The organism is Citrobacter sp. Cpo089 (assembly GCF_030332695.1).
In the GTDB taxonomy this organism is placed as follows: Bacteria; Pseudomonadota; Gammaproteobacteria; order Enterobacterales; family Enterobacteriaceae; genus Citrobacter; species Citrobacter portucalensis.
The window spans coordinates 31291-50522 of the sequence record NZ_JAOWHJ010000023.1 but is presented as its reverse complement, the minus strand read 5'-3'; the positions used below and the strand labels follow the sequence as shown (position 1 = coordinate 50522).

General features: G+C 52.5%; 16 protein-coding genes and 1 pseudogene. 4 read left to right on the top strand and 13 right to left on the bottom strand.

Features of this window, described 5'->3' with window-relative positions:
- Positions 1-32: 32 nt before the first annotated feature.
- The 6 genes from OGX92_RS03395 to malK all read right to left on the bottom strand — a co-directional run bounded on the left by OGX92_RS03395 (position 33) and on the right by malK (position 6647).
- Positions 33-1390, bottom strand: a protein-coding gene (locus OGX92_RS03395; RefSeq protein ID WP_174785198.1) for an IS3 family transposase whose coding sequence is annotated in 2 segments (ribosomal slippage) — positions 33-928 and positions 928-1390 — 1359 coding nt in all. Because the reading frame shifts where the segments join, the coding sequence is not laid out codon by codon here.
- An 89-nt stretch (positions 1391-1479) separates the two neighbouring features.
- Positions 1480-2352: a 4-hydroxybenzoate octaprenyltransferase gene (ubiA, locus tag OGX92_RS03390; RefSeq protein WP_003826589.1), complete on the bottom strand. Its 873-nt coding sequence runs from the start codon at positions 2350-2352 to the stop codon at positions 1480-1482.
- A 13-nt stretch (positions 2353-2365) separates the two neighbouring features.
- Positions 2366-2863, bottom strand: a complete 498-nt coding sequence (gene ubiC / locus OGX92_RS03385; protein WP_003826587.1) for a chorismate lyase — start codon at positions 2861-2863, stop codon at positions 2366-2368.
- A gap of 180 nt (positions 2864-3043) precedes the next feature.
- Positions 3044-3991: a maltose operon protein MalM gene (gene malM, locus OGX92_RS03380; protein ID WP_003826585.1), complete on the bottom strand. Its 948-nt coding sequence runs from the start codon at positions 3989-3991 to the stop codon at positions 3044-3046.
- Between the two features lie 113 nt (positions 3992-4104).
- A complete protein-coding gene (locus OGX92_RS03375; protein ID WP_003826583.1) occupies positions 4105-5460 on the bottom strand; it encodes a maltoporin in 1356 nt (451 codons plus the stop codon).
- A 77-nt stretch (positions 5461-5537) separates the two neighbouring features.
- The gene (gene malK / locus OGX92_RS03370) at positions 5538-6647 is read right to left on the bottom strand and encodes a maltose/maltodextrin ABC transporter ATP-binding protein MalK (RefSeq protein WP_048215134.1); all 1110 of its coding nucleotides are present in this window, start codon (positions 6645-6647) and stop codon (positions 5538-5540) included.
- A gap of 360 nt (positions 6648-7007) precedes the next feature.
- On the opposite strand from malK, the gene malE reads away from it, so the two are divergent.
- Entirely contained in the window at positions 7008-8198 is a 1191-nt protein-coding gene (gene malE / locus OGX92_RS03365; RefSeq protein WP_003031680.1) for a maltose/maltodextrin ABC transporter substrate-binding protein MalE, read from the top strand.
- 15 nt (positions 8199-8213) lie between these two features.
- Here the strand turns inward: malE and OGX92_RS23555 are convergent.
- Positions 8214-8288: pseudogene (locus tag OGX92_RS23555) on the bottom strand (hypothetical protein); the annotation flags it as partial.
- 40 nt (positions 8289-8328) lie between these two features.
- Here OGX92_RS23555 and malF point away from each other — a divergent pair.
- The 3 genes from malF (at position 8329) to xylE (ending at position 12578) form a co-directional block, all read left to right on the top strand.
- Entirely contained in the window at positions 8329-9873 is a 1545-nt protein-coding gene (gene malF / locus OGX92_RS03360) for a maltose ABC transporter permease MalF (protein WP_003826577.1), read from the top strand.
- Positions 9874-9887: 14 nt separating this feature from the next.
- Complete coding sequence (malG, locus tag OGX92_RS03355) at positions 9888-10778, top strand: maltose ABC transporter permease MalG (RefSeq protein ID WP_003826575.1); 891 nt, start codon at positions 9888-9890, stop codon at positions 10776-10778.
- A 324-nt stretch (positions 10779-11102) separates the two neighbouring features.
- Positions 11103-12578, top strand: a complete 1476-nt coding sequence (xylE, locus tag OGX92_RS03350) for a D-xylose transporter XylE (protein ID WP_286586242.1) — start codon at positions 11103-11105, stop codon at positions 12576-12578.
- Between the two features lie 45 nt (positions 12579-12623).
- Here xylE and psiE read toward each other — a convergent pair whose 3' ends face one another.
- From psiE to pgi, 6 genes are all read right to left on the bottom strand, one after another.
- Positions 12624-13034: a phosphate-starvation-inducible protein PsiE gene (psiE, locus tag OGX92_RS03345; protein WP_003031674.1), complete on the bottom strand. Its 411-nt coding sequence runs from the start codon at positions 13032-13034 to the stop codon at positions 12624-12626.
- A gap of 165 nt (positions 13035-13199) precedes the next feature.
- Complete coding sequence (locus OGX92_RS03340) at positions 13200-15296, bottom strand: YjbH domain-containing protein (RefSeq protein WP_164563241.1); 2097 nt, start codon at positions 15294-15296, stop codon at positions 13200-13202.
- Positions 15296-16033 carry a capsule biosynthesis GfcC family protein gene (locus tag OGX92_RS03335; protein WP_126957383.1) on the bottom strand — a complete coding sequence of 246 codons (738 nt, stop codon included), beginning with the start codon at positions 16031-16033 and terminating at the stop codon, positions 15296-15298. Before OGX92_RS03335 ends, OGX92_RS03340 begins: the two co-directional genes overlap by 1 nt.
- A complete protein-coding gene (locus OGX92_RS03330) occupies positions 16030-16668 on the bottom strand; it encodes a YjbF family lipoprotein (RefSeq protein ID WP_126957385.1) in 639 nt (212 codons plus the stop codon). The genes OGX92_RS03335 and OGX92_RS03330 overlap by 4 nt, the downstream gene beginning before the upstream one ends.
- Positions 16669-16787: 119 nt before the next feature.
- A complete protein-coding gene (gene yjbE, locus OGX92_RS03325; RefSeq protein WP_003826562.1) occupies positions 16788-17030 on the bottom strand; it encodes an exopolysaccharide production protein YjbE in 243 nt (80 codons plus the stop codon).
- Positions 17031-17421: 391 nt separating this feature from the next.
- Positions 17422-19071 carry a glucose-6-phosphate isomerase gene (pgi, locus tag OGX92_RS03320; RefSeq protein WP_003826559.1) on the bottom strand — a complete coding sequence of 550 codons (1650 nt, stop codon included), beginning with the start codon at positions 19069-19071 and terminating at the stop codon, positions 17422-17424.
- Positions 19072-19232: the final 161 nt, after the last annotated feature.

Sequence of the window (19232 nt, the reverse complement as noted above, 5' to 3'; positions counted from 1 at the left end):
TGAACTGACCCCATAATGTTGGACAGTTTATTTTAAGCGGTTATCTGGGCCTGGGTTCGGTACTCTACCGGACTCAGGCCTTTCAGTTTCTGTTTTATTCTTTCATGGTTGTAATAGTGGATGTAGTCATCGATAGCCATGCGCAACTCGCTGATATTCTTGTGTTCCGTGAGGTAAAAACACTCAGATTTCAGTGTGCCGAAGAAGCTCTCCATCACTGCATTGTCATGACAGTTTCCCTTTCTTGACATGCTCTGTTTTAGACCCGCCTCCTTTAGCCGGTTCTGATAATGCGCCATCTGATATTGCCAGCCCTGATCTGAGTGGAGCAGCGGGTATTCGTTTTTGCCCAGTACAGATATAGCCTTCGACAGCATGTTATCCACCATCGACAGAAGAGGACGGGACTCCATCTGATACGCTACTATTTCTCCGTTATACAGATCCAGAACCGGGGACAGATACAGCTTTTCTCCGCTTATTTTAAATTCCGTGACATCTGTTACCCACTTCTGGTTGGGTTTATCCACACTGAACTGCCGGTTCAGTACATTACCCGCAACTTTCCCATGCCGGCCTTTGTAAGAGTTATATTTCTTCCTTCTGATACAACAGGTTAAATCTAACACCTTCATTAACCTCTGAACCGTTTTATGGTTCAGTAAGCTTCCTTCCCGGCGGCCAGCCAGCGTGATTCGCCTGTATCCATACCGTCCTTTATGTTTATGGAACAGCGTTAAAATATGCTGCTTATCATCGGCATATTTGTCTGGTTTTTTACCGTTGGCCAGTTGCCAGTAGAACGTGCTTCTTGCCAGTCCTGCAGCTTTTAACAAGCGTGCAAGAGGGAACTTCAGCCTTAACTCATTCACGACCTGCGCTTTATCCCGCGTCCTGACGTGCTTCTTTCCCTGAGTAAGGCCTGCAGCTTTTTTAGATATGCCACTTCAGCACGCAGTTGTTCAAGTTCCTCACGTTCATCCGGAGCAAGGGGGGTCTGCAAAGGAGGGACGGGGTGATTCTCAGGGCGTTCTGGCATCGTTTTTTTCCTGCGTCGACTGTCTGTAAGGGCTTCTAATCCCCCTTCATCATACAGTCGTTCCCACTGACTAACAGTGGAAAAGGCAGGGATAGTGAATTTTGCACAGACTTCGCGAACAGACAGCTGGTGTTCACGCATATGCAGGATAACGGACTCTTTAAAAGCAGGAGAATAGGTGAAATGCCGGGTTGTAAGCCCGGCTTCGCCATGGAGCTTCCAGGCGGCAGACCATTTACGAACGGCACTGTGATCGATACCAAAACGTTTTGCAGTCGCCTCCTGTCCTTCCAGCCCGGAAAGATAGTGCTGCACAACCTCAAGCTTGAAGCTGAGAGAATACTTGCTCATAAAAAACTGCACCTTACTTCGTTGGGTGTCCAACTTTTTGGGTGCAGTTGAAAATGACCGGTTTTTTTATTTTGCAGGCTAAGCCAAAATCAAAAATGCCAGTAGCTCATTGCCAGGCCTAAGAACAGCACCAGACCGACGTAGTTATTGTTCATAAACGCTTTAAAGCAGGCATCACGTTCACGGTTGACGATCAGTTTCTGCTGATAGACAAACAGCGCGCCCGCCACCAGCAGAGACCAGTAATAGCCCAGTCCTAACCCGTTTAACCAGCCCACCAGCGCCATCAGCACCAGCACGCCTACCTGCAAAATACCAATAATCAGCTTGTCGTTCTGACCGAACAGGATCGCGGTCGATTTAATGCCGATCTTCAGGTCATCATCCCGGTCAACCATGGCGTACTGCGTATCATAAGCCACCGCCCAGAGAATATTCGCAAGGAACATCAGCCAGCAGCTCAGCGGTACGGACTCACTCACGGCGGCGAACGCCATCGGGATCGACCAGCCAAACGCCGCCCCCAGCACCACCTGCGGCAGATGCGTATAGCGCTTCATAAACGGGTAAACCCACGCTAATGCTAATGCCGCAACGGATAACAAAATGGTCATCGTGTTGAGGGTCAAAACCAGCAGGAAGGCCAGCAGCACCAGTACCACAAACAGCGTTCGGGCTTCTTTCTCGGTGACAGCCCCGCTCGGCAGCGGTCTATTCGCGGTGCGTTTGACGTGCCCGTCAAATTTCCTGTCGGCATAATCATTCACCACGCATCCGGCGGCGCGCATTAACCAAACGCCAGCGACAAAAACCGCCAGGATCCACAGTTGCGGCATGCCTGGGGTCGCCACCCACAGTGCCCACAGCGTAGGCCAGAGCAGCAGTAAGGCGCCGATTGGCTTATCCGTACGCATCAAGCGGTGAAACGCCAGCAGCTTATTCTGCGTCAGACTCCACTCCATCTTTATCTTCCTCTCAGTACAACGGCGACGCAGGCAGAAAAAGCTCGGTAAGCATCAGTGGCTTACCGCTCAGCCGCAGGCGGGAACGACGCCCCCACAGCGCTGCATCGCGGCCAATCTCAATAAAATCTCGGGTCAATGTCGATGACGTAAACAGGTAGCGTCCGAGCGGGGTTTTCCCAAGGTTCTGTAAGGCCAGTTCAGGGCCGCACAAGGTTGATTCAGGCACCACAGTCCGTCCGGCAAGCCAGGGTTCACCATCCGCGCATAACAGGATTTCACGTAACCAATAACGAGACTCTTTAGGCAGCAGCGTCAGTTCTTCAGCCACCTCATTTTGCCCAACGAATTCTTCGCGAATCAACGTTACGGTGACCTTTTTCCCCTGCTGCTCAAAACGTTTGGTCATGGAATCTTCCAGTAACAACCAGTCGAGCAGTTGGGCGTCCAGCGCTGGGATCGCATCAAAATAACGCAGCGCACGCAGTTGCGTTAACGCAGGGTGTGGCATGCCTTACTCTCCGATTTATAACCTGAAGGCATTGTATCGCAGAAAAGGCATTACGGGGTGAGCAAACACGATTAAGTGATCGGTAGGGCAACATAAGTGTAACAATTAGCACCGAAGGATAAAAAAAGGTGCGCCAGGAGACGCACCAGTTGTTGCAAAATCAACAATGTGGGGAGATGTTTACCCCTTGCCTTTTACACTGCTGATAAAGGTGGATCGGGCAGATTTGGATCCCAGACGTTCCGCTTCATCAAGCAGCTTCAGCGCTTTATCAACATCGCCTTTTGCAACTGCATCCTTAATCGCCTGATTAAAATAGCTTTCCGTGTCGTTCAACATTGGCTCGCTTTTCTTCACGGGTTGTGGTGCCGGAGCAGCAACGGCTGCCGCCGGAGCCGCGTAGGCCACCGCAGGTGCTGCGGTATTGCCAACCGTAACAGGACCTGGGCCGGAAGAACCAAACAGCGGCCCGACCAGCACGCTGGAGGAGGAGCTGGTTTTAACTTTCAGATGCAGCAGACCGTCGGTGGTGTGGCGGGCAATCGGGTCCGGAATATCCGGAACAGCGTTACCTACCCCCTTGGCATAGGCTTTTGCCGGGTCAAGCAGGGTTGTGGTCTGCTGGAGATCTTTATCAGTGGTAAAGACCAGAACATATAATTTTTGCTGGCCCAGAGCCGGTGTCAGACGCATCACCCCTTCCAGACGATCGGCACTCATCACACCCGGAGCCTGGTAGGTAAAGTAACTGCTGGGAAAGAACGCAGATGGTGTCATGTTCTGATCAAGAATTAAGACGTTTGGCGCAAATACGCTGGTTTGTTTGTTAACTTCACTGCTCAGTGTCAGGGTCAGTTCACCAATGTTGGCCGGTACGCTGTAGGCGGCAACCGGGCCGCTAATACCGGCAATGTCCAGACGCTGTCCCGCTGTCGCCAACGAGGTTGATTGGGTTTTCGATTGATCAACTGGCGTCCAGGTTAACTGTTGCAACGCTGCAGTGGGAATAGCAGGCGCCGCGGTGGTGTTCTGCGGAACAATATTTACATCGGCCAGGCTGATGCCAGGCGCGCTGGCAAATAACCCTGCAGATAAACAAAGGGCAACGAGACTTTTCTTCATTTTCATTGTTATCACCTCAGATAGCATGGGTTCAGCGGTGGCCAGGCAATAGCGCGCTAAACCGTAATCAAGAGGGGCTTGCGCCCCTCTTTCGGTCTTTACGTCAGGTTAGAGCTGAATTACCACCAGATTTCCATCTGAGCACCGAAGGACCACTCATCGCTGTCGCCACGGCTGGTTGTGCTGATACCAGAGTTCGTTGCAGCTGCGTATTTAGATACGTTGTTACCATTTTTAACGTAGCCCCACTCTTCATCCCATTTGGCATAGGTTGCAAAGACGCGGATTGCCGGACGAGACCAGATGCTGTCGCCTGCCTGCCACTGTTGTGCCAGGGTGATTTTGTATTGGCTGTTGCGATCGCCAGTCTGTTGAGATTTGACGTTGTCGTAGCCGACTTCCATCAGGGTGCTCATGATTGGTGTCCATTTGTACATCGGACGAATACCCACGGTGTACCATTCAGTACCCAGGTCATTATCCATGTCGATATTCTGATACATACCGACGTACATCAGGTCCCACTTGTCGCCCAGAGAGATAGCACCGTGGTCAAGTACGCGCACCAGGCTACCGTTGTTATTGATATTGTTGTTTACATGATGGATAACGGGATCATTTGGTGTTGCCTGGGTATCGAAGGTTGAACCGTAAGTACCCTGCGAGCCACCTTTACCCTGCGTGGTCATCGCATCAGTTGCATACTGAACCACGAACTTGTTATAGCCCTTCAGCATGCTCTGAGTATGTTCTGCAGTGAACATCCAGCCATCTTTAGAAGCGCTATCCGCGTAGCTATAACCGTCAGTTTTATTCGCACGACCGTAGTCAACACCCAGTTCCAGCATGCCGTCCGGGTTAATGGCCATCTGCGCTAAACGCATGTCGAATACGTCGTTCGCGGTATCTTTGGATGTGTCGTAGATATTCTGGCTACTGAAGGTGTAAGAACCACCCGCTTCCTGAGAACGGGTTGCGGCCAGAGACAGTTTACCGAAGCCCAGATCGATGTTTTCAATACCAGCACCAGGACCTGAAATATCCCAGTAGTAGAAGTCGATCATGTGGACGTCATGACGCTGATAGAAACGTTTACCGGCCCAGATGGTGGAACCCGGCAGCCATTCAATCAGGTTTTTACCCTGCACGTTGGCTTCGCGGAAAGCAGGATCGGTCGCTTCCCAGTCATTCTGCTGTGCAACGGAGTAGGCAACGTTGGTGTCGAAGTAGAAGCTCTTATCGCCCTCTTTCCACACTTCCTGACCTAATTTGATTTCCGCATAGGTTTCACATTCGTTACCAAGACGGTATTTACTTTGTGCACCAGTTGCCTGGAAACACTGTTGTTCACCGCCGCTACCTGTCCAGCCAATGCCGGAACGAGCATAACCATGGAAATCCACAGCCATTGCCTGAACAGACATAATGCCCGCTGCCACAGCAACCGCCAGAGGGAGTTTGCGCAGAGTAATCATCGTTCTATCTCCTGAGATCATTGCTTTTCTTTGAACGCTTCACCTTGACGGATTTGCGTTTTTTTTAATGGGACACCTTAAACGCCCGGCTCTTGGTGCAACCGACGACATGCAGTACCATCCTCACGGAACAGATGGCAACGCTCTGGCGGCAGGCCGATAGCGAATGTGGCACCCTCTTCTACCAACACCACGTCGTTCTGGCGGTAAACCAGGTTTTGACGGATGGCGGGGATCTGGATATGAATTTGTGTTTCGTGACCAAGCTGCTCGACCACCTGCACTTCACCTTCGAGGGTGACATCGGCGATATCGCTGGGCAGCAGATGTTCCGGGCGGATACCTAAAGACATGTTGGCGCCAACCTGTACCGCATGGCTGTCTACCGGGAGCCATATTTGCTGGCGGTTGGGCAGTTCTACCTGCACCTGATCGATAGCCGTTGCCGTGACTTTCACCGGCAGGAAGTTCATCTTCGGTGAACCAATGAAGCCCGCCACAAAGCGGTCAGCCGGGTAGTGATACAGTTCCAGAGGCTTACCAACCTGCGCTACGCGACCGGCATCCAGCACCACAATTTTGTCGGCCAGCGTCATCGCTTCGACCTGATCGTGGGTAACGTAAATCATCGTGCGGCCAAGACGTTTATGCAGGCGGGAGATTTCAATACGCATCTGCACGCGCAGAGCGGCATCGAGGTTCGACAGTGGTTCGTCCAGCAGGAATACGCGCGGTTCGGCGACCAGCGTACGGCCAATCGCCACACGCTGACGTTGTCCGCCGGAAAGCGCTTTTGGTTTACGCTCCAGCAGGTGTGCCAGTTGCAGAACTTCCGCAACCTGGTTCACGCGCTGGTTCATCACCTCTTTTTTCGCTCCGGCCAGTTTGAGGCCGAACGACATGTTTTCCGCGACGGACAAATGGGGATACAACGCGTAGGACTGAAAGACCATGCCTACACCACGTTCGGCGGGCGGAATGTCGTTCATCCGGGTCTCCCCGATAAACAAGTCACCACTGGTGATGGTTTCAAGTCCGGCGATCATACGCAGCAAGGTCGACTTACCGCAGCCTGACGGTCCGACAAACACCACGAATTCCCCTTCGTGAATGTCGAGATTGATATCTTTCGATACCACCACGTCACCCCAGGCTTTCGTTACATTTCGTAGCTGTACGCTCGCCATGCCCTTCTCCCTTCGTTACAACCTGTCATCGACAGCAACATTCATGATGGGCTGACTATGCGCGATCCCTTGACTGCGTGAATCCTCCACCCCCCGGCTTTTTTATGGGGGAGGAGGCGGGAGGATGAGAGAGCAGCGTCTGAGACCCGGGCCACCAGCCTCAGAGGAATTTCGTGATGCAGCCTGCAAAAATCGGTGGTTTTTTATGTGCGCCAGTACGCAATACTCACATTTATGTAACACAGATCACATAAAGAGCGGGTGGGGCGTAGGGGTAAGGAGGATGGAAAGAGGTTGTCGTATAAAGAAACTAGTAACCGTTAAGCCACCTCTGCAAAATCACCAAACAGGATGGGAACTATGAAAATCAAAACTGGCGCACGCATCCTCGCATTGTCTGCATTAACGACGATGATGTTTTCCGCCTCGGCTCTCGCCAAGATTGAAGAAGGTAAGCTGGTTATCTGGATTAACGGCGACAAAGGCTATAACGGCCTCGCTGAAGTGGGCAAAAAATTCGAGAAAGACACCGGGATCAAAGTCACTATTGAGCACCCTGACAAACTGGAAGAGAAATTCCCGCAGGTTGCCGCGACCGGCGACGGTCCGGACATCATCTTCTGGGCACATGACCGTTTTGGCGGCTACGCTCAGTCTGGCCTGCTGGCTGAAATCACACCTGACAAAGCGTTCCAGGACAAGCTCTATCCGTTCACCTGGGATGCCGTACGCTATAACGGCAAACTGATTGCCTACCCGATCGCGGTTGAAGCGCTGTCGCTGATTTACAACAAAGACCTCGTTCCAAATCCACCGAAAACCTGGGAAGAAATTCCTGCACTGGATAAAGAGCTGAAGGCGAAAGGTAAATCCGCGCTGATGTTTAACCTGCAAGAACCGTACTTCACCTGGCCGCTGATTGCCGCCGACGGTGGTTACGCGTTCAAGTTTGAGAACGGTAAGTACGATGTGAAAGACGTGGGCGTGGATAACGCTGGCGCGAAAGCGGGTCTGACCTTCCTGGTTGATCTGATCAAGAACAAACACATGAACGCGGATACTGATTACTCCATCGCCGAAGCGGCCTTTAACAAAGGCGATACCGCGATGACCATCAACGGTCCGTGGGCGTGGTCCAACATCGATAAGAGCAAAATCAACTACGGCGTCACGCTGCTGCCAACCTTCAAAGGCAAAGCGTCTAAACCGTTTGTTGGCGTTCTGAGCGCCGGTATCAACGCCGCCAGCCCGAACAAAGAACTGGCGAAAGAGTTCCTCGAAAACTACCTGCTGACCGATCAGGGTCTGGATGAAGTGAACAAGGACAAACCGCTGGGCGCCGTTGCGCTGAAATCCTTCCAGGATCAGTTAGCGAAAGACCCACGTATCGCCGCCACTATGGATAACGCCCAGAAAGGCGAAATCATGCCGAACATCCCACAGATGTCCGCATTCTGGTATGCCGTTCGTACAGCAGTGATCAACGCAGCCAGCGGCCGTCAGACCGTCGATGCCGCACTGAAAGACGCGCAGGGTCGTATCACCAAGTAGTGCTGTAGCACACGTGCCGGATGGCGGCATAAATGCCTTATCCGGCCTACAACTCACCGTAGGCCTGATAAGCGCAGCGCCATCAGGCACTTTTGCCGACAGATGTTCAATGTTGTAGAGGAAGATCCCCATGGATGTCATTAAAAAGAAACACTGGTGGCAAAGCGACACGCTGAAATGGTCAGTGATGGGTCTGCTTGGGCTGCTGGTCGGTTACCTTGTTGTTTTGATGTACGCTCAGGGGGAGTACCTGTTTGCCATCATGACGCTGATTTTAAGCTCTGCTGGCCTGTATATTTTCGCTAACCGTAAAGCCTATGCCTGGCGCTATGTTTACCCGGGCGTTGCCGGTATGGGGCTGTTTGTCCTGTTTCCGCTGATTTGTACGATCGCCATTGCCTTTACCAACTACAGCAGTACCAACCAGCTGACCTTTGAACGCGCTCAGGAAGTCCTGATGGATCGTTCGTATCAGGCTGGGAAAACCTACAACTTTGGCCTGTATCCGGCGGGTGATGAGTGGCAACTGGCCCTCACCGACGGTGAAACCGGCAAGAATTACCTTTCTGACGCTTTTAAATTTGGCGGCGAGCAGAAACTGCAACTGAAAGAAGCCGAGGCGCTGCCGGCAGGCGAACGTGCAACACTGCGTATCATCACGCAGAATCGCCAGGCGCTTACCCAATTGACCGCCATCCTGCCGGATGAAAGCAAAGTTACCATGAGTTCGCTGCGCCAGTTTTCCGGCACGCAGCCACTTTATACGCTCGCTGAAGACGGCACACTCACCAACAGCCAGAGCGGCGTAAAATACCGCGCCAACAACGATATTGGTTATTATCAGGCGATTAACGCTGACGGTAGCTGGGGTAGCGAAAAACTCAGCCCGGGCTACACCGTTGCCATCGGCTGGGATAACTTCACCCGCGTGTTTACCGACGAAGGCATCCAGAAACCGTTCTTCGCCATCTTCGTCTGGACGGTGGTCTTCTCGGTACTGACCGTTATTTTGACCGTTGCCGTGGGCATGGTGCTGGCCTGTCTCGTACAGTGGGAGTCTCTCAAAGGCAAAGCGATTTACCGCGTCCTGCTGATTCTTCCGTATGCCGTACCGTCGTTTATCTCGATTCTGATTTTCAAGGGCTTATTCAACCAGAGCTTTGGTGAAATCAACATGATGCTGAGCGCGCTGTTTGGCATCAAACCGGCCTGGTTCAGCGATCCAACCACCGCGCGTTCGATGATTATTATCGTCAACACCTGGCTCGGTTATCCATACATGATGATCCTGTGCATGGGTCTGCTGAAAGCGATTCCTGACGACCTGTATGAAGCCTCAGCGATGGATGGCGCAGGTCCGTTCCAGAACTTCTTTAAGATAACGCTACCGCTGTTGATTAAGCCGCTGACGCCGCTGATGATCGCCAGCTTCGCCTTTAACTTTAACAACTTCGTGCTGATTCAGCTGTTGACCAACGGTGGTCCGGACCGTCTTGGTACCACCACACCAGCCGGTTATACCGACCTGCTCGTGAGCTACACCTACCGTATCGCCTTTGAAGGCGGCGGTGGTCAGGACTTCGGTCTGGCGGCGGCGATTGCTACGCTGATCTTCCTGCTGGTTGGTGCGCTGGCGATTGTGAACCTGAAAGCCACACGTATGAAGTTTGATTAGGGGAGATAACGACAATGGCTATGGTCCAACCGAAATCACAAAAGTTACGTTTATTCGCAACGCACTTAGGGCTGCTGATTTTTATCGCGGCGATCATGTTCCCGCTGCTGATGGTTATCGCTATCTCGCTGCGCGAAGGTAACTTTGCCACCGGCAGCCTGATCCCGGAAAACATCTCCTGGGAACACTGGAAACTGGCGCTGGGCTTTAGCGTTGAACACGCGGATGGCCGTGTGACGCCACCGCCGTTCCCGGTACTGTTATGGCTGTGGAACTCGGTGAAAGTGGCCAGCATTACCGCGATCGGTATCGTGACGCTTTCCACTACCTGTGCTTACGCCTTTGCTCGTATGCGTTTCCCGGGCAAAGCAACCCTGCTGAAAGGGATGCTGATTTTCCAGATGTTCCCGGCGGTGCTGTCTCTGGTCGCGTTGTATGCTTTGTTTGATCGCCTGGGCCAGTACATTCCGTTTATCGGCCTGAACACGCACGGCGGCGTGATCTTCGCCTACCTCGGCGGTATTGCGCTGCATGTATGGACGATAAAGGGCTATTTCGAAACTATCGACGGTTCACTGGAAGAAGCGGCCGCGCTGGATGGCGCTACGCCGTGGCAGGCATTCCGCCTGGTGCTGCTGCCGCTTTCCGTTCCGATTCTGGCGGTCGTGTTTATTCTGTCTTTCATTGCCGCTATTACCGAAGTACCGGTCGCGTCACTGCTGCTGCGTGATGTGAACAGCTATACCCTTGCGGTAGGTATGCAGCAGTACCTCAACCCACAGAACTATTTGTGGGGCGACTTTGCCGCCGCGGCTGTACTTTCAGCCATTCCGATCACTCTGGTGTTCTTGCTGGCGCAGCGCTGGCTAGTCAACGGTCTGACCGCGGGTGGTGTGAAAGGTTAAGTTTTACCGAAGTACCTGCCCGGCAACGGGCAATGCCACTGCAACCCTCAACTTATGTTATCCCAACCTGTGACTGTTATTCGGCGCTCTACGGAGCGCCCTTTTTTTATGTTATTTTGCATCACTGTTACGATTATTTCCTTTCGTGCTCTCCATCACTGCAATTCTATTTCCTGTCTGAATATAGATAAATCAAACAGAATTAAGATCACAGAAAAGACAAAACGTAATTGCAATGTAAAAAATGATAATTGTCTTCCCTGCCTGTTAAATTCAACATCACGGCACTGATCAAAAGAGCTGTATCCTCTAAGGCAGGTCTGAATGAACTCTCAATATAATTCCAGTTATATTTTTTCGATTACATTAGTGGCAACGTTAGGAGGGCTATTATTCGGCTACGACACTGCGGTCATATCCGGAACGGTAGAATCCCTGAATACCGTGTTTGTCGCCCCACAACATTTAAGTGAATCCGCCGCCAACTCGCTGTTGGGCTTTTGCGTCGCCAGTGCGTTGATAGGCTGCATCATCGGCGGTGCCCTGGGCGGCTATTGTAGTAACCGGTTTGGCCGCCGGGACTCGCTGAAAATCGCGGCTCTGCTGTTCTTTATTTCCGGTATTGGTTCCGCCTGGCCAGAATTAGGTTTTACGACTATTAACCCAGATAACGCCGTACCCGTTTATTTAGCCGGATACGTTCCCGAATTTGTTATTTATCGTATCATTGGGGGTATTGGCGTAGGTTTAGCTTCAATGCTCTCACCAATGTATATTGCAGAACTGGCGCCCGCACACATTCGCGGGAAACTGGTGTCATTTAACCAGTTCGCCATTATTTTTGGTCAACTGTTAGTGTATTGCGTTAACTATTTTATCGCACGTTCAGGCGACGCCAACTGGCTGAATACCGATGGCTGGCGCTATATGTTTGCGTCCGAAAGTATTCCCGCCCTGCTGTTTTTACTGCTGCTGTACACCGTACCAGAAAGCCCGCGCTGGCTGATGGCACGTGGCAGACACGAGCAGGCGGAAGGTATTCTGCGCAAAATTATGGGCAGCACCCTCGCCACCCAGGCCATGCAGGAGATCAATCAGTCTCTGGAACATGGTCGTAAAACCGGCGGCCGCCTGCTGATGTTTGGCGCAGGCGTTATCGTCATCGGCGTAATGCTGTCCATCTTCCAGCAATTCGTCGGTATTAACGTCGTGCTCTACTACGCCCCGGAGGTGTTTAAAACGCTGGGAGCCAGCACCGATGTGGCGCTGTTACAGACCATCATTGTTGGCGTGATCAACCTGAGCTTCACCGTGCTGGCGATCATGACGGTGGATAAATTTGGTCGCAAACCGCTGCAGATTATTGGCGCTCTGGGCATGGCCATCGGTATGTTCAGCCTCGGTACCGCGTTTTATACCCAGGCTTCCGGGCTGGTTGCACTGCTGTCGATGCTGTTTTACGTCGCCGCATTCGCCATGTCCTGGGGACCGGTTTGCTGGGTGTTGCTGGCAGAAATCTTCCCCAATGCGATTCGCGGCAAAGCGCTCGCCATTGCCGTTGCCGCTCAATGGCTGGCGAACTACTTCGTCTCCTGGACCTTCCCGATGATGGACAAAAATTCGTGGCTGGTTTCCCATTTCCGCAACGGTTTCTCCTACTGGATTTACGGTTGTATGGGCATTCTGGCGGCGCTGTTTATGTGGAAGTTTGTACCGGAAACCAAAGGCAAAACGCTGGAAGAACTTGAAGAACTGTGGGAACCCGCCGCAGAGAAAACCCAGCCTGCCTCTGCGCAGTAATCCTGACCTGCAACACGCCGCAGCCCGATTGCGGCGTGTTAGCTTTTACTCTCGCTTCAGCCGTTTGGAATTACACAGCCACAGGGTGATCACCAGCAGCAGGATCGCCGCGGAATAGATCAGTACATCCATCGGTGCTTTATGATCGACGATGATCAACCGCACAATCGCGGTGATCCCAATATAGACAAAATAGCGCAACGGAAAGTGAAAACCTGACTGAAAGTACTTCACAATCAGCGCGATAAATTCAAAGTAGAGGAAGTAAACCACCAGCCCTTCTACCAGCTCATACTTGCTGGTTTGTTCCGGCGCGAACAGCACATCTGCCAGATGCAGCGTTTCTTTCCCGAGGAATACAACCAGGATCAGACCCAGACTCAGCAGTCCCAGATTCAACACGGTCTGTAAGATGGTGGAGATAAACTCCACGCGCGGACGAGATAGCGACGTCATAACAGCACCTCTTACTCAGTGGCGAGGTTCCTGTATAACGCAAAAATGTGACAGAGATCTACATTTTTTGTTTATTTTTTGTTCTCCAGAAGGTCCTTGCCGGATGGCGGCTTTGACTTATCCGGCCTACGGCCCGGTAAGCTCTGCGCACCAGGCGATCGCGTATTACCGGAAGTTTTCACTTCTGTCGCTGGTCATGTCGTACAGACCAAACTTACGTCCAAGCTGCTGGCCGCCATCACGCGTTAACGGCGTCCAGCCAATCGCCGCACGGCTGCGGGTCGGGCCAGACGAGAACAGATCCAGCGGCACGGATACGTACACCCCTTTGGTAAAATCACCCTCTCCGTACTCATCCGGCGAGGCGTCGGTGATGGTCGCATAGCCGCCGACCACAACGCCGCTGTCAAAGCGCTTCGCCACTTCCAGCGTTCCGCCCTTATCTCCCGCCAGATACTGGCCCACGCTGGCTTTCACCAGTACATCCTGAGCGAATGACGGATTCCAGTACGCCGTCAAATGCCCGGTCTTCACGCTGTAGTCGGTGAATTTCATCATATCCTGCGCGCTACGCCAGTCACGCTGTTTCACGTAGTTGGCATCAACACCAAACGCCCAGCTGCTGTCCAGCGGACGATACAGCACTTCTGCCCCCGCTCCGCCGTACATGGTTTCCAGATAGCCACCATAAACCTGTCCGTAGAACCCGTTTCCGAGTGACTGGAAGTAGTTGGCCTGCAGGTTATTCACGTAGACATCGTTTTGCACATACTCGCGCACATGGGTACGCACTCGTGGCAAATGCGAATCCTGCGGCGGGTTGGTGTAGTTAAATTTGTCATAGTTATTGGCGAGGTTGGCGAACAAACTTCCGGTGGTCAGCAGGTGATCGGTCACCCACCAATCCGCTGTTCCCATCACGCCCAACTGATACATATAGAAGTTTTCCGGGCCGCCCACCGACTGGTTAAGCACCGGATCGATGTGGAAATCGAAGCGTGACTTATCGATATACCAGCCCTGCTCGGTCGTTTTCGGCACCACAGGCTCAACGCGTTTTTGCGCCAGCTGGGTTTCATGGCCCAACGGTTCGCCTTCCAGATGACGCTTGAGGCTGGAAACCTCCGTTTCGGTCGTCACCTGCGGTAAGTTAAGACGATTTTCCGTAATACGGATCGTGCGGATCCCGTCGGGAAGATCGTTCATCACGATCCGGTTGGCACGTTCGATCCCTTCGCGCGAATCACGATATTTCACCTGTTCACCGGTCACATACAGCGTATCGCCCTGCACCTGAATTTTAGGATCGGCCAGTCCGGCGTTATATTTCAGCAGCGTTAACTGATTCGCCACCACCGAGTGTTGCAGGATGGCATCCTGCGGCTGTGGCTGATATTTCGGGCGGGCGTTGTCGTTATAGTTTGGCCGCAGATCGTTGAAGTTAGTCCGCAGCGTGACCCCAAACATAAAGGTGTTCCCGCGCTCATAGCTGAGGTTAACGTCGGCCCAATCGGTGGCGCGATAAATAGCGCCGACGTTAAACTTGCTCTTCTGATCCAGCTTGCCCGCAAAATCCTGCTGGTAATTGTTTCCCTCATACTCCAGTTTCAGACGCAACGGCTGCCAGGGTGTCTGATACTCGACGCCGCCAAACAGCGATGCCGGGCCGTGGAACATCTGGCTGCCGTCAATAGAACCGGCCTGCTTGTAGCTGTTATCGCGATAGCAGAATTTATCGCTGTATGAGCAAAACGGATTGCTGACGTTACCGCTGGTCCCGAGATATCCCCAGCCCAGGCCAAGCGAGAAATCAAACGGCCCCCAGGCTTTATTCGCCACAATATACTCCGCATCGAACAGGCCAGTTCCGCCAATATCTCGCGCGCCAACCGCCACCTGCGGCATCCAGTAGCTCTCTTCCCACAGCCGTAGTTTGAGATCAAAAGCTTTATCCTTGTAAGTCTGATCGCCAGAAAACGACTCCACGCTACTGTATTTTTTGGTACGCACATCGGTATAGCGCAGCGTGGTTTCCAGCCACGGGAAGAGCTGCACCGACGCAGAGTAGTAGCGGTACTGATCGTTATCGCGGTAATTGAGGCTCATTTCGCCCTCGCGCGCCATGCGTGCGGTTGGGGTTTGCAGCAGCCCCACGCCGCCAAAATCGGACTGCGAAGGTCCAATGGGCGCGGGCCAGGTTTCACCATGGCAGGCAACGCTTACGCCCAGCGCCAATACGCTGAGCAGGTAAGTTTTTCTCATTATTCGGGTATCCGCTGGGTCAGGGTGCGAAGAATGTCGGCATTAATTTCATCCGGGGTGCTGCTCCAGACAGCATCAGAGAGTCCGACATAAATGATGCTGCCGGGCATCGGCTCAACGTGACGTTTGTTCCAGTAAGCGACCGGTACTTTTTGCGTGCGCCCGTCGGGATAGATAACCCAGGCGAAGCTACGATCCGCGCCGCTGAGCCGACTTTGCCCATCGAGATAACTGGCAACATCACGCCCGGGCATAAACGGTTGTTTACCCGGATGGCTTAGCAGGCCAAACAGCGTGATATGCGTTGGCTGCGCTCCGACCCACAGCGTGTAATTGCCCTGCAACGGCGGGTTGCCTCGCTCGCTGACGCGCACAACATCCGGGTCAAGATTAATCATCTGCCTGCCGGTCACCTTCAACGCCTGAATTTGCTGGCGTAATGCGTTGATAGCGGCAGCATCGTCACCGCTTTCTTCAGCGCCCAGCGTCGCCAGGCGAGCCAGTAACGCCTGCTGCTGACGTCCCGCCTCCGTCGTTGCCCGCTCTTCGCTGATAACCGCACCTGGCCACCAGCTATTGCTCAACAGCGGCTGTCCGACCAGGTCGAGCAGATGTTCGGCCCCGGTCAGCGTTTTTGGCTCTTCGCTGGCAGAGGTAAAGACCTTAACGCTGCCCGCAGCAAAAACAGACGCTGCGCTCAGGCTCAACAGCAGCGCCATAACGGCTCGTTTGATCATGATTTTGCCGCCTTAATCAGCGTGGTTTTCACCGGGAAGTAATGCGCGCCAAGATACTGTTCCGACTGGCGAATCTGCCCTTCACTGTCGATCCAGTAGCGGTTATGCCAGCGCGTTTGATCGGTGGTTACCTCTTCATCGAGGATCCGTACCGGCGTGTCATCGCTGCCGACCTTGATGGTGTCTGCGCCATCCCATTTGAAAACCGAGCGCGCGGTGGCATAGCGTACCTGCTGATGTTCAGTCCAGCCCATTGTGCGGGTCCACGTTACGCCATCGACTATCTGATTGGGTTTGATGAGTGGGTCTGCCGCCAGATTATTCACCTCGATTAGGTTGTCCCCACCGAGATGCGTTTTCACAATGCGCCCATGCTGCGTGACGAGAATAGCCCGATCCTGAGTCACCCATTTCTGCTGTCCGTTTTCCGCAAACGCGAGTACCACAAACAGCTGGGGGCCGCCGTTTAGCTGCATATACTGGCTGGCGTAGGGCATATTTTGGATTTCATCGTCCGTCATCTGTACGCCGGGAGTACCAAACACGCTATCCCACAGCGAATGTCCCAACCCTTCGGTGGTGGCTGAGCACGCCTGCAGTAACAGGCAAACCATTATGAGCGCTGGTCGCTTCACGACGTTTCTCCGCATTATTGCCGGGTGGCGCGACGCTTACCCGGTCTACAAATCCCACAGACTTTTGGCGATTCCAAAATAACCACACCGAAGTGTGGTTAGAATTAAACGTACCTTTATTACTGGGTACTGGTGGTTGTGGTGGTTGTGGTTCCGGTATTAGAACCATCGCCACCACCGGTCGCCGCCAGGGCGACCCCCACTGCAGAACTTACGGTGCTCACGCTGGTTGCGGAGGAACTTCCTGCCGAAACCGACGCGGCAGCCGACCCTGCCGCCTCACCCACCTGAACGGGGGCAGCATAGACAGAAGTCGCCGCAAGCGCAGATATAGCCCACAGGCCATACAGAACTTTTTTCATTAAAAATTCCCTTCATTGTATGAATGGAGATTTACCCAAAAGAATTTCGGGCGAGATCGAGTATACACAAACCAAAGTGTGCAAATTACACCATGCGGGAATTTAGGATAATTAGATAACGAAAGGAAAAGTGATTAGAAAATACAATAAAGACAACTAAATCAATAAATTAAAATATAAAAATTAAAATGCAACATCCGGTAAATCCGAAAAAATAAGAAATTGAATAACATTAATAAAATTATTTTAGGATTAAGCTCAATTAAGGTATGAAGTTAAAACGTAGATATCCTGGAGCATTCTTACAAAAAAGCCGATATTAATATCGGCTTTTTATTTCATTAATGCCGGATGCGGCTAAACGCCTTATCCGGCCTACAAGTGTGTGCTATCAGGCACGCCAGGACTTATAACGGTTAATCAAACCGTTGGTAGAACTGTCGTGGCTGCTCACTTCGGAACCATCTTTCAGCTCTGGCAGAATGCGGTTCGCCAGCTGTTTGCCCAGCTCAACGCCCCACTGGTCAAAGGTGAAGATGTTCAGGATAGCGCCCTGAGTGAAGATTTTGTGTTCGTACAGTGCAATCAGCGCACCCAGGCTGAACGGCGTGATTTCGCGCAGCAGGATGGAGTTCGTTGGGCGGTTACCTTCGAACACTTTGAACGGTACAACGTGGTCCAACGTTGCCGGATCTTTACCCTGGTCGCGGTATTCCTGCTCAACCACTTCACGAGATTTACCGAATGCCAGCGCTTCGGTTTGCGCGAAGAAGTTAGACAGCAGTTTCGGATGGTGATCCGACAGCGGGTTGTGGGTGATGGCCGGCGCGATGAAATCGCATGGAACCATTTTGGTGCCCTGGTGGATCAGTTGGTAGAACGCATGCTGGCCGTTAGTACCCGGCTCACCCCAGATGATTGGGCCAGTCTGGTAATCCACCGCATTGCCGTTACGGTCAACGTATTTACCGTTGGATTCCATGTTGCCCTGCTGGAAGTAAGCCGCGAAACGGTGCATATACTGGTCATACGGCAGAATCGCTTCGGTTTCGGCACCGAAGAAGTTGTTGTACCAGATACCGATCAGCGCCAGCAGCACCGGCAGGTTTTTCTCAGCCGGAGTGGTGGAGAAGTGTTTGTCCATCGCATGCGCGCCGGAGAGCAGCTCAACAAAGTTGTCGAAGCCTACGGACAGGATGATGGACAGACCGATTGCAGACCACAGGGAGTAACGACCGCCAACCCAGTCCCAGAACTCGAACATATTGGCAGTATCAATACCGAACTCACCAACCGCTTTACCGTTAGTGGAGAGCGCAGCGAAGTGTTTGGCAACGTGCTTGTTGTCGCCTGCGGTCGCCAGGAACCAATCACGCGCGCTGTGGGCGTTGGTCATGGTTTCCTGGGTGGTGAAGGTTTTGGAAGCGACCAGGAACAGCGTGGTTTCCGGGTTCACTTTCTTCAGCACTTCGGCAATGTGCGTACCATCGACGTTAGACACAAAGTGCATGTTCAGGTGATTTTTGTACGGACGCAGCGCTTCGGTCACCATGAACGGGCCGAGGTCAGAACCGCCGATACCGATGTTTACTACATCAGTGATGGCTTTACCGGTATAGCCTTTCCAGCTTCCGGAGATGATCGCTTCAGAGAAGGATTTCATCTTCTCCAGCACAGCATTCACTTCCGGCATGACATCTTTGCCGTCAACGATGATAGGCGTATTGCTACGGTTGCGCAGCGCCACGTGCAGCACGGCACGGTCTTCAGTGCGGTTGATTTTCTCACCGGAGAACATGGACTTGATGGCGCCCGCCAAATCGGTTTCTTTCGCCAGATCCTGCAGTTTAGCCAGCGTCTCTTCAGTGATGCGGTTTTTGGAGAAATCCACCAGCATCAAATCGTCAAACGTCGCGGAAAACTTAGTGAAACGATCGCTATCTTTCGCGAAAAGATCCGCGATAGTAACGTCTTTCATTTCTTCAAAGTGTTTTTGTAGTGCCTGCCAGGCTGAGGTCTGCGTTGGATTGATGTTTTTCATTAGCAATACTCTTCTGATTTTGAGAATTGTGACTGAGATCGATTGTAACGCCAGTCACAGAAAAGTGTGATTGTTTTAATGCCATTGCCAGGGCATCCGCCAAACGTGGCTAAAAAGTATAGCGGTTATCAGCGTTGTTATTAGTACCGTTACTCAACGCA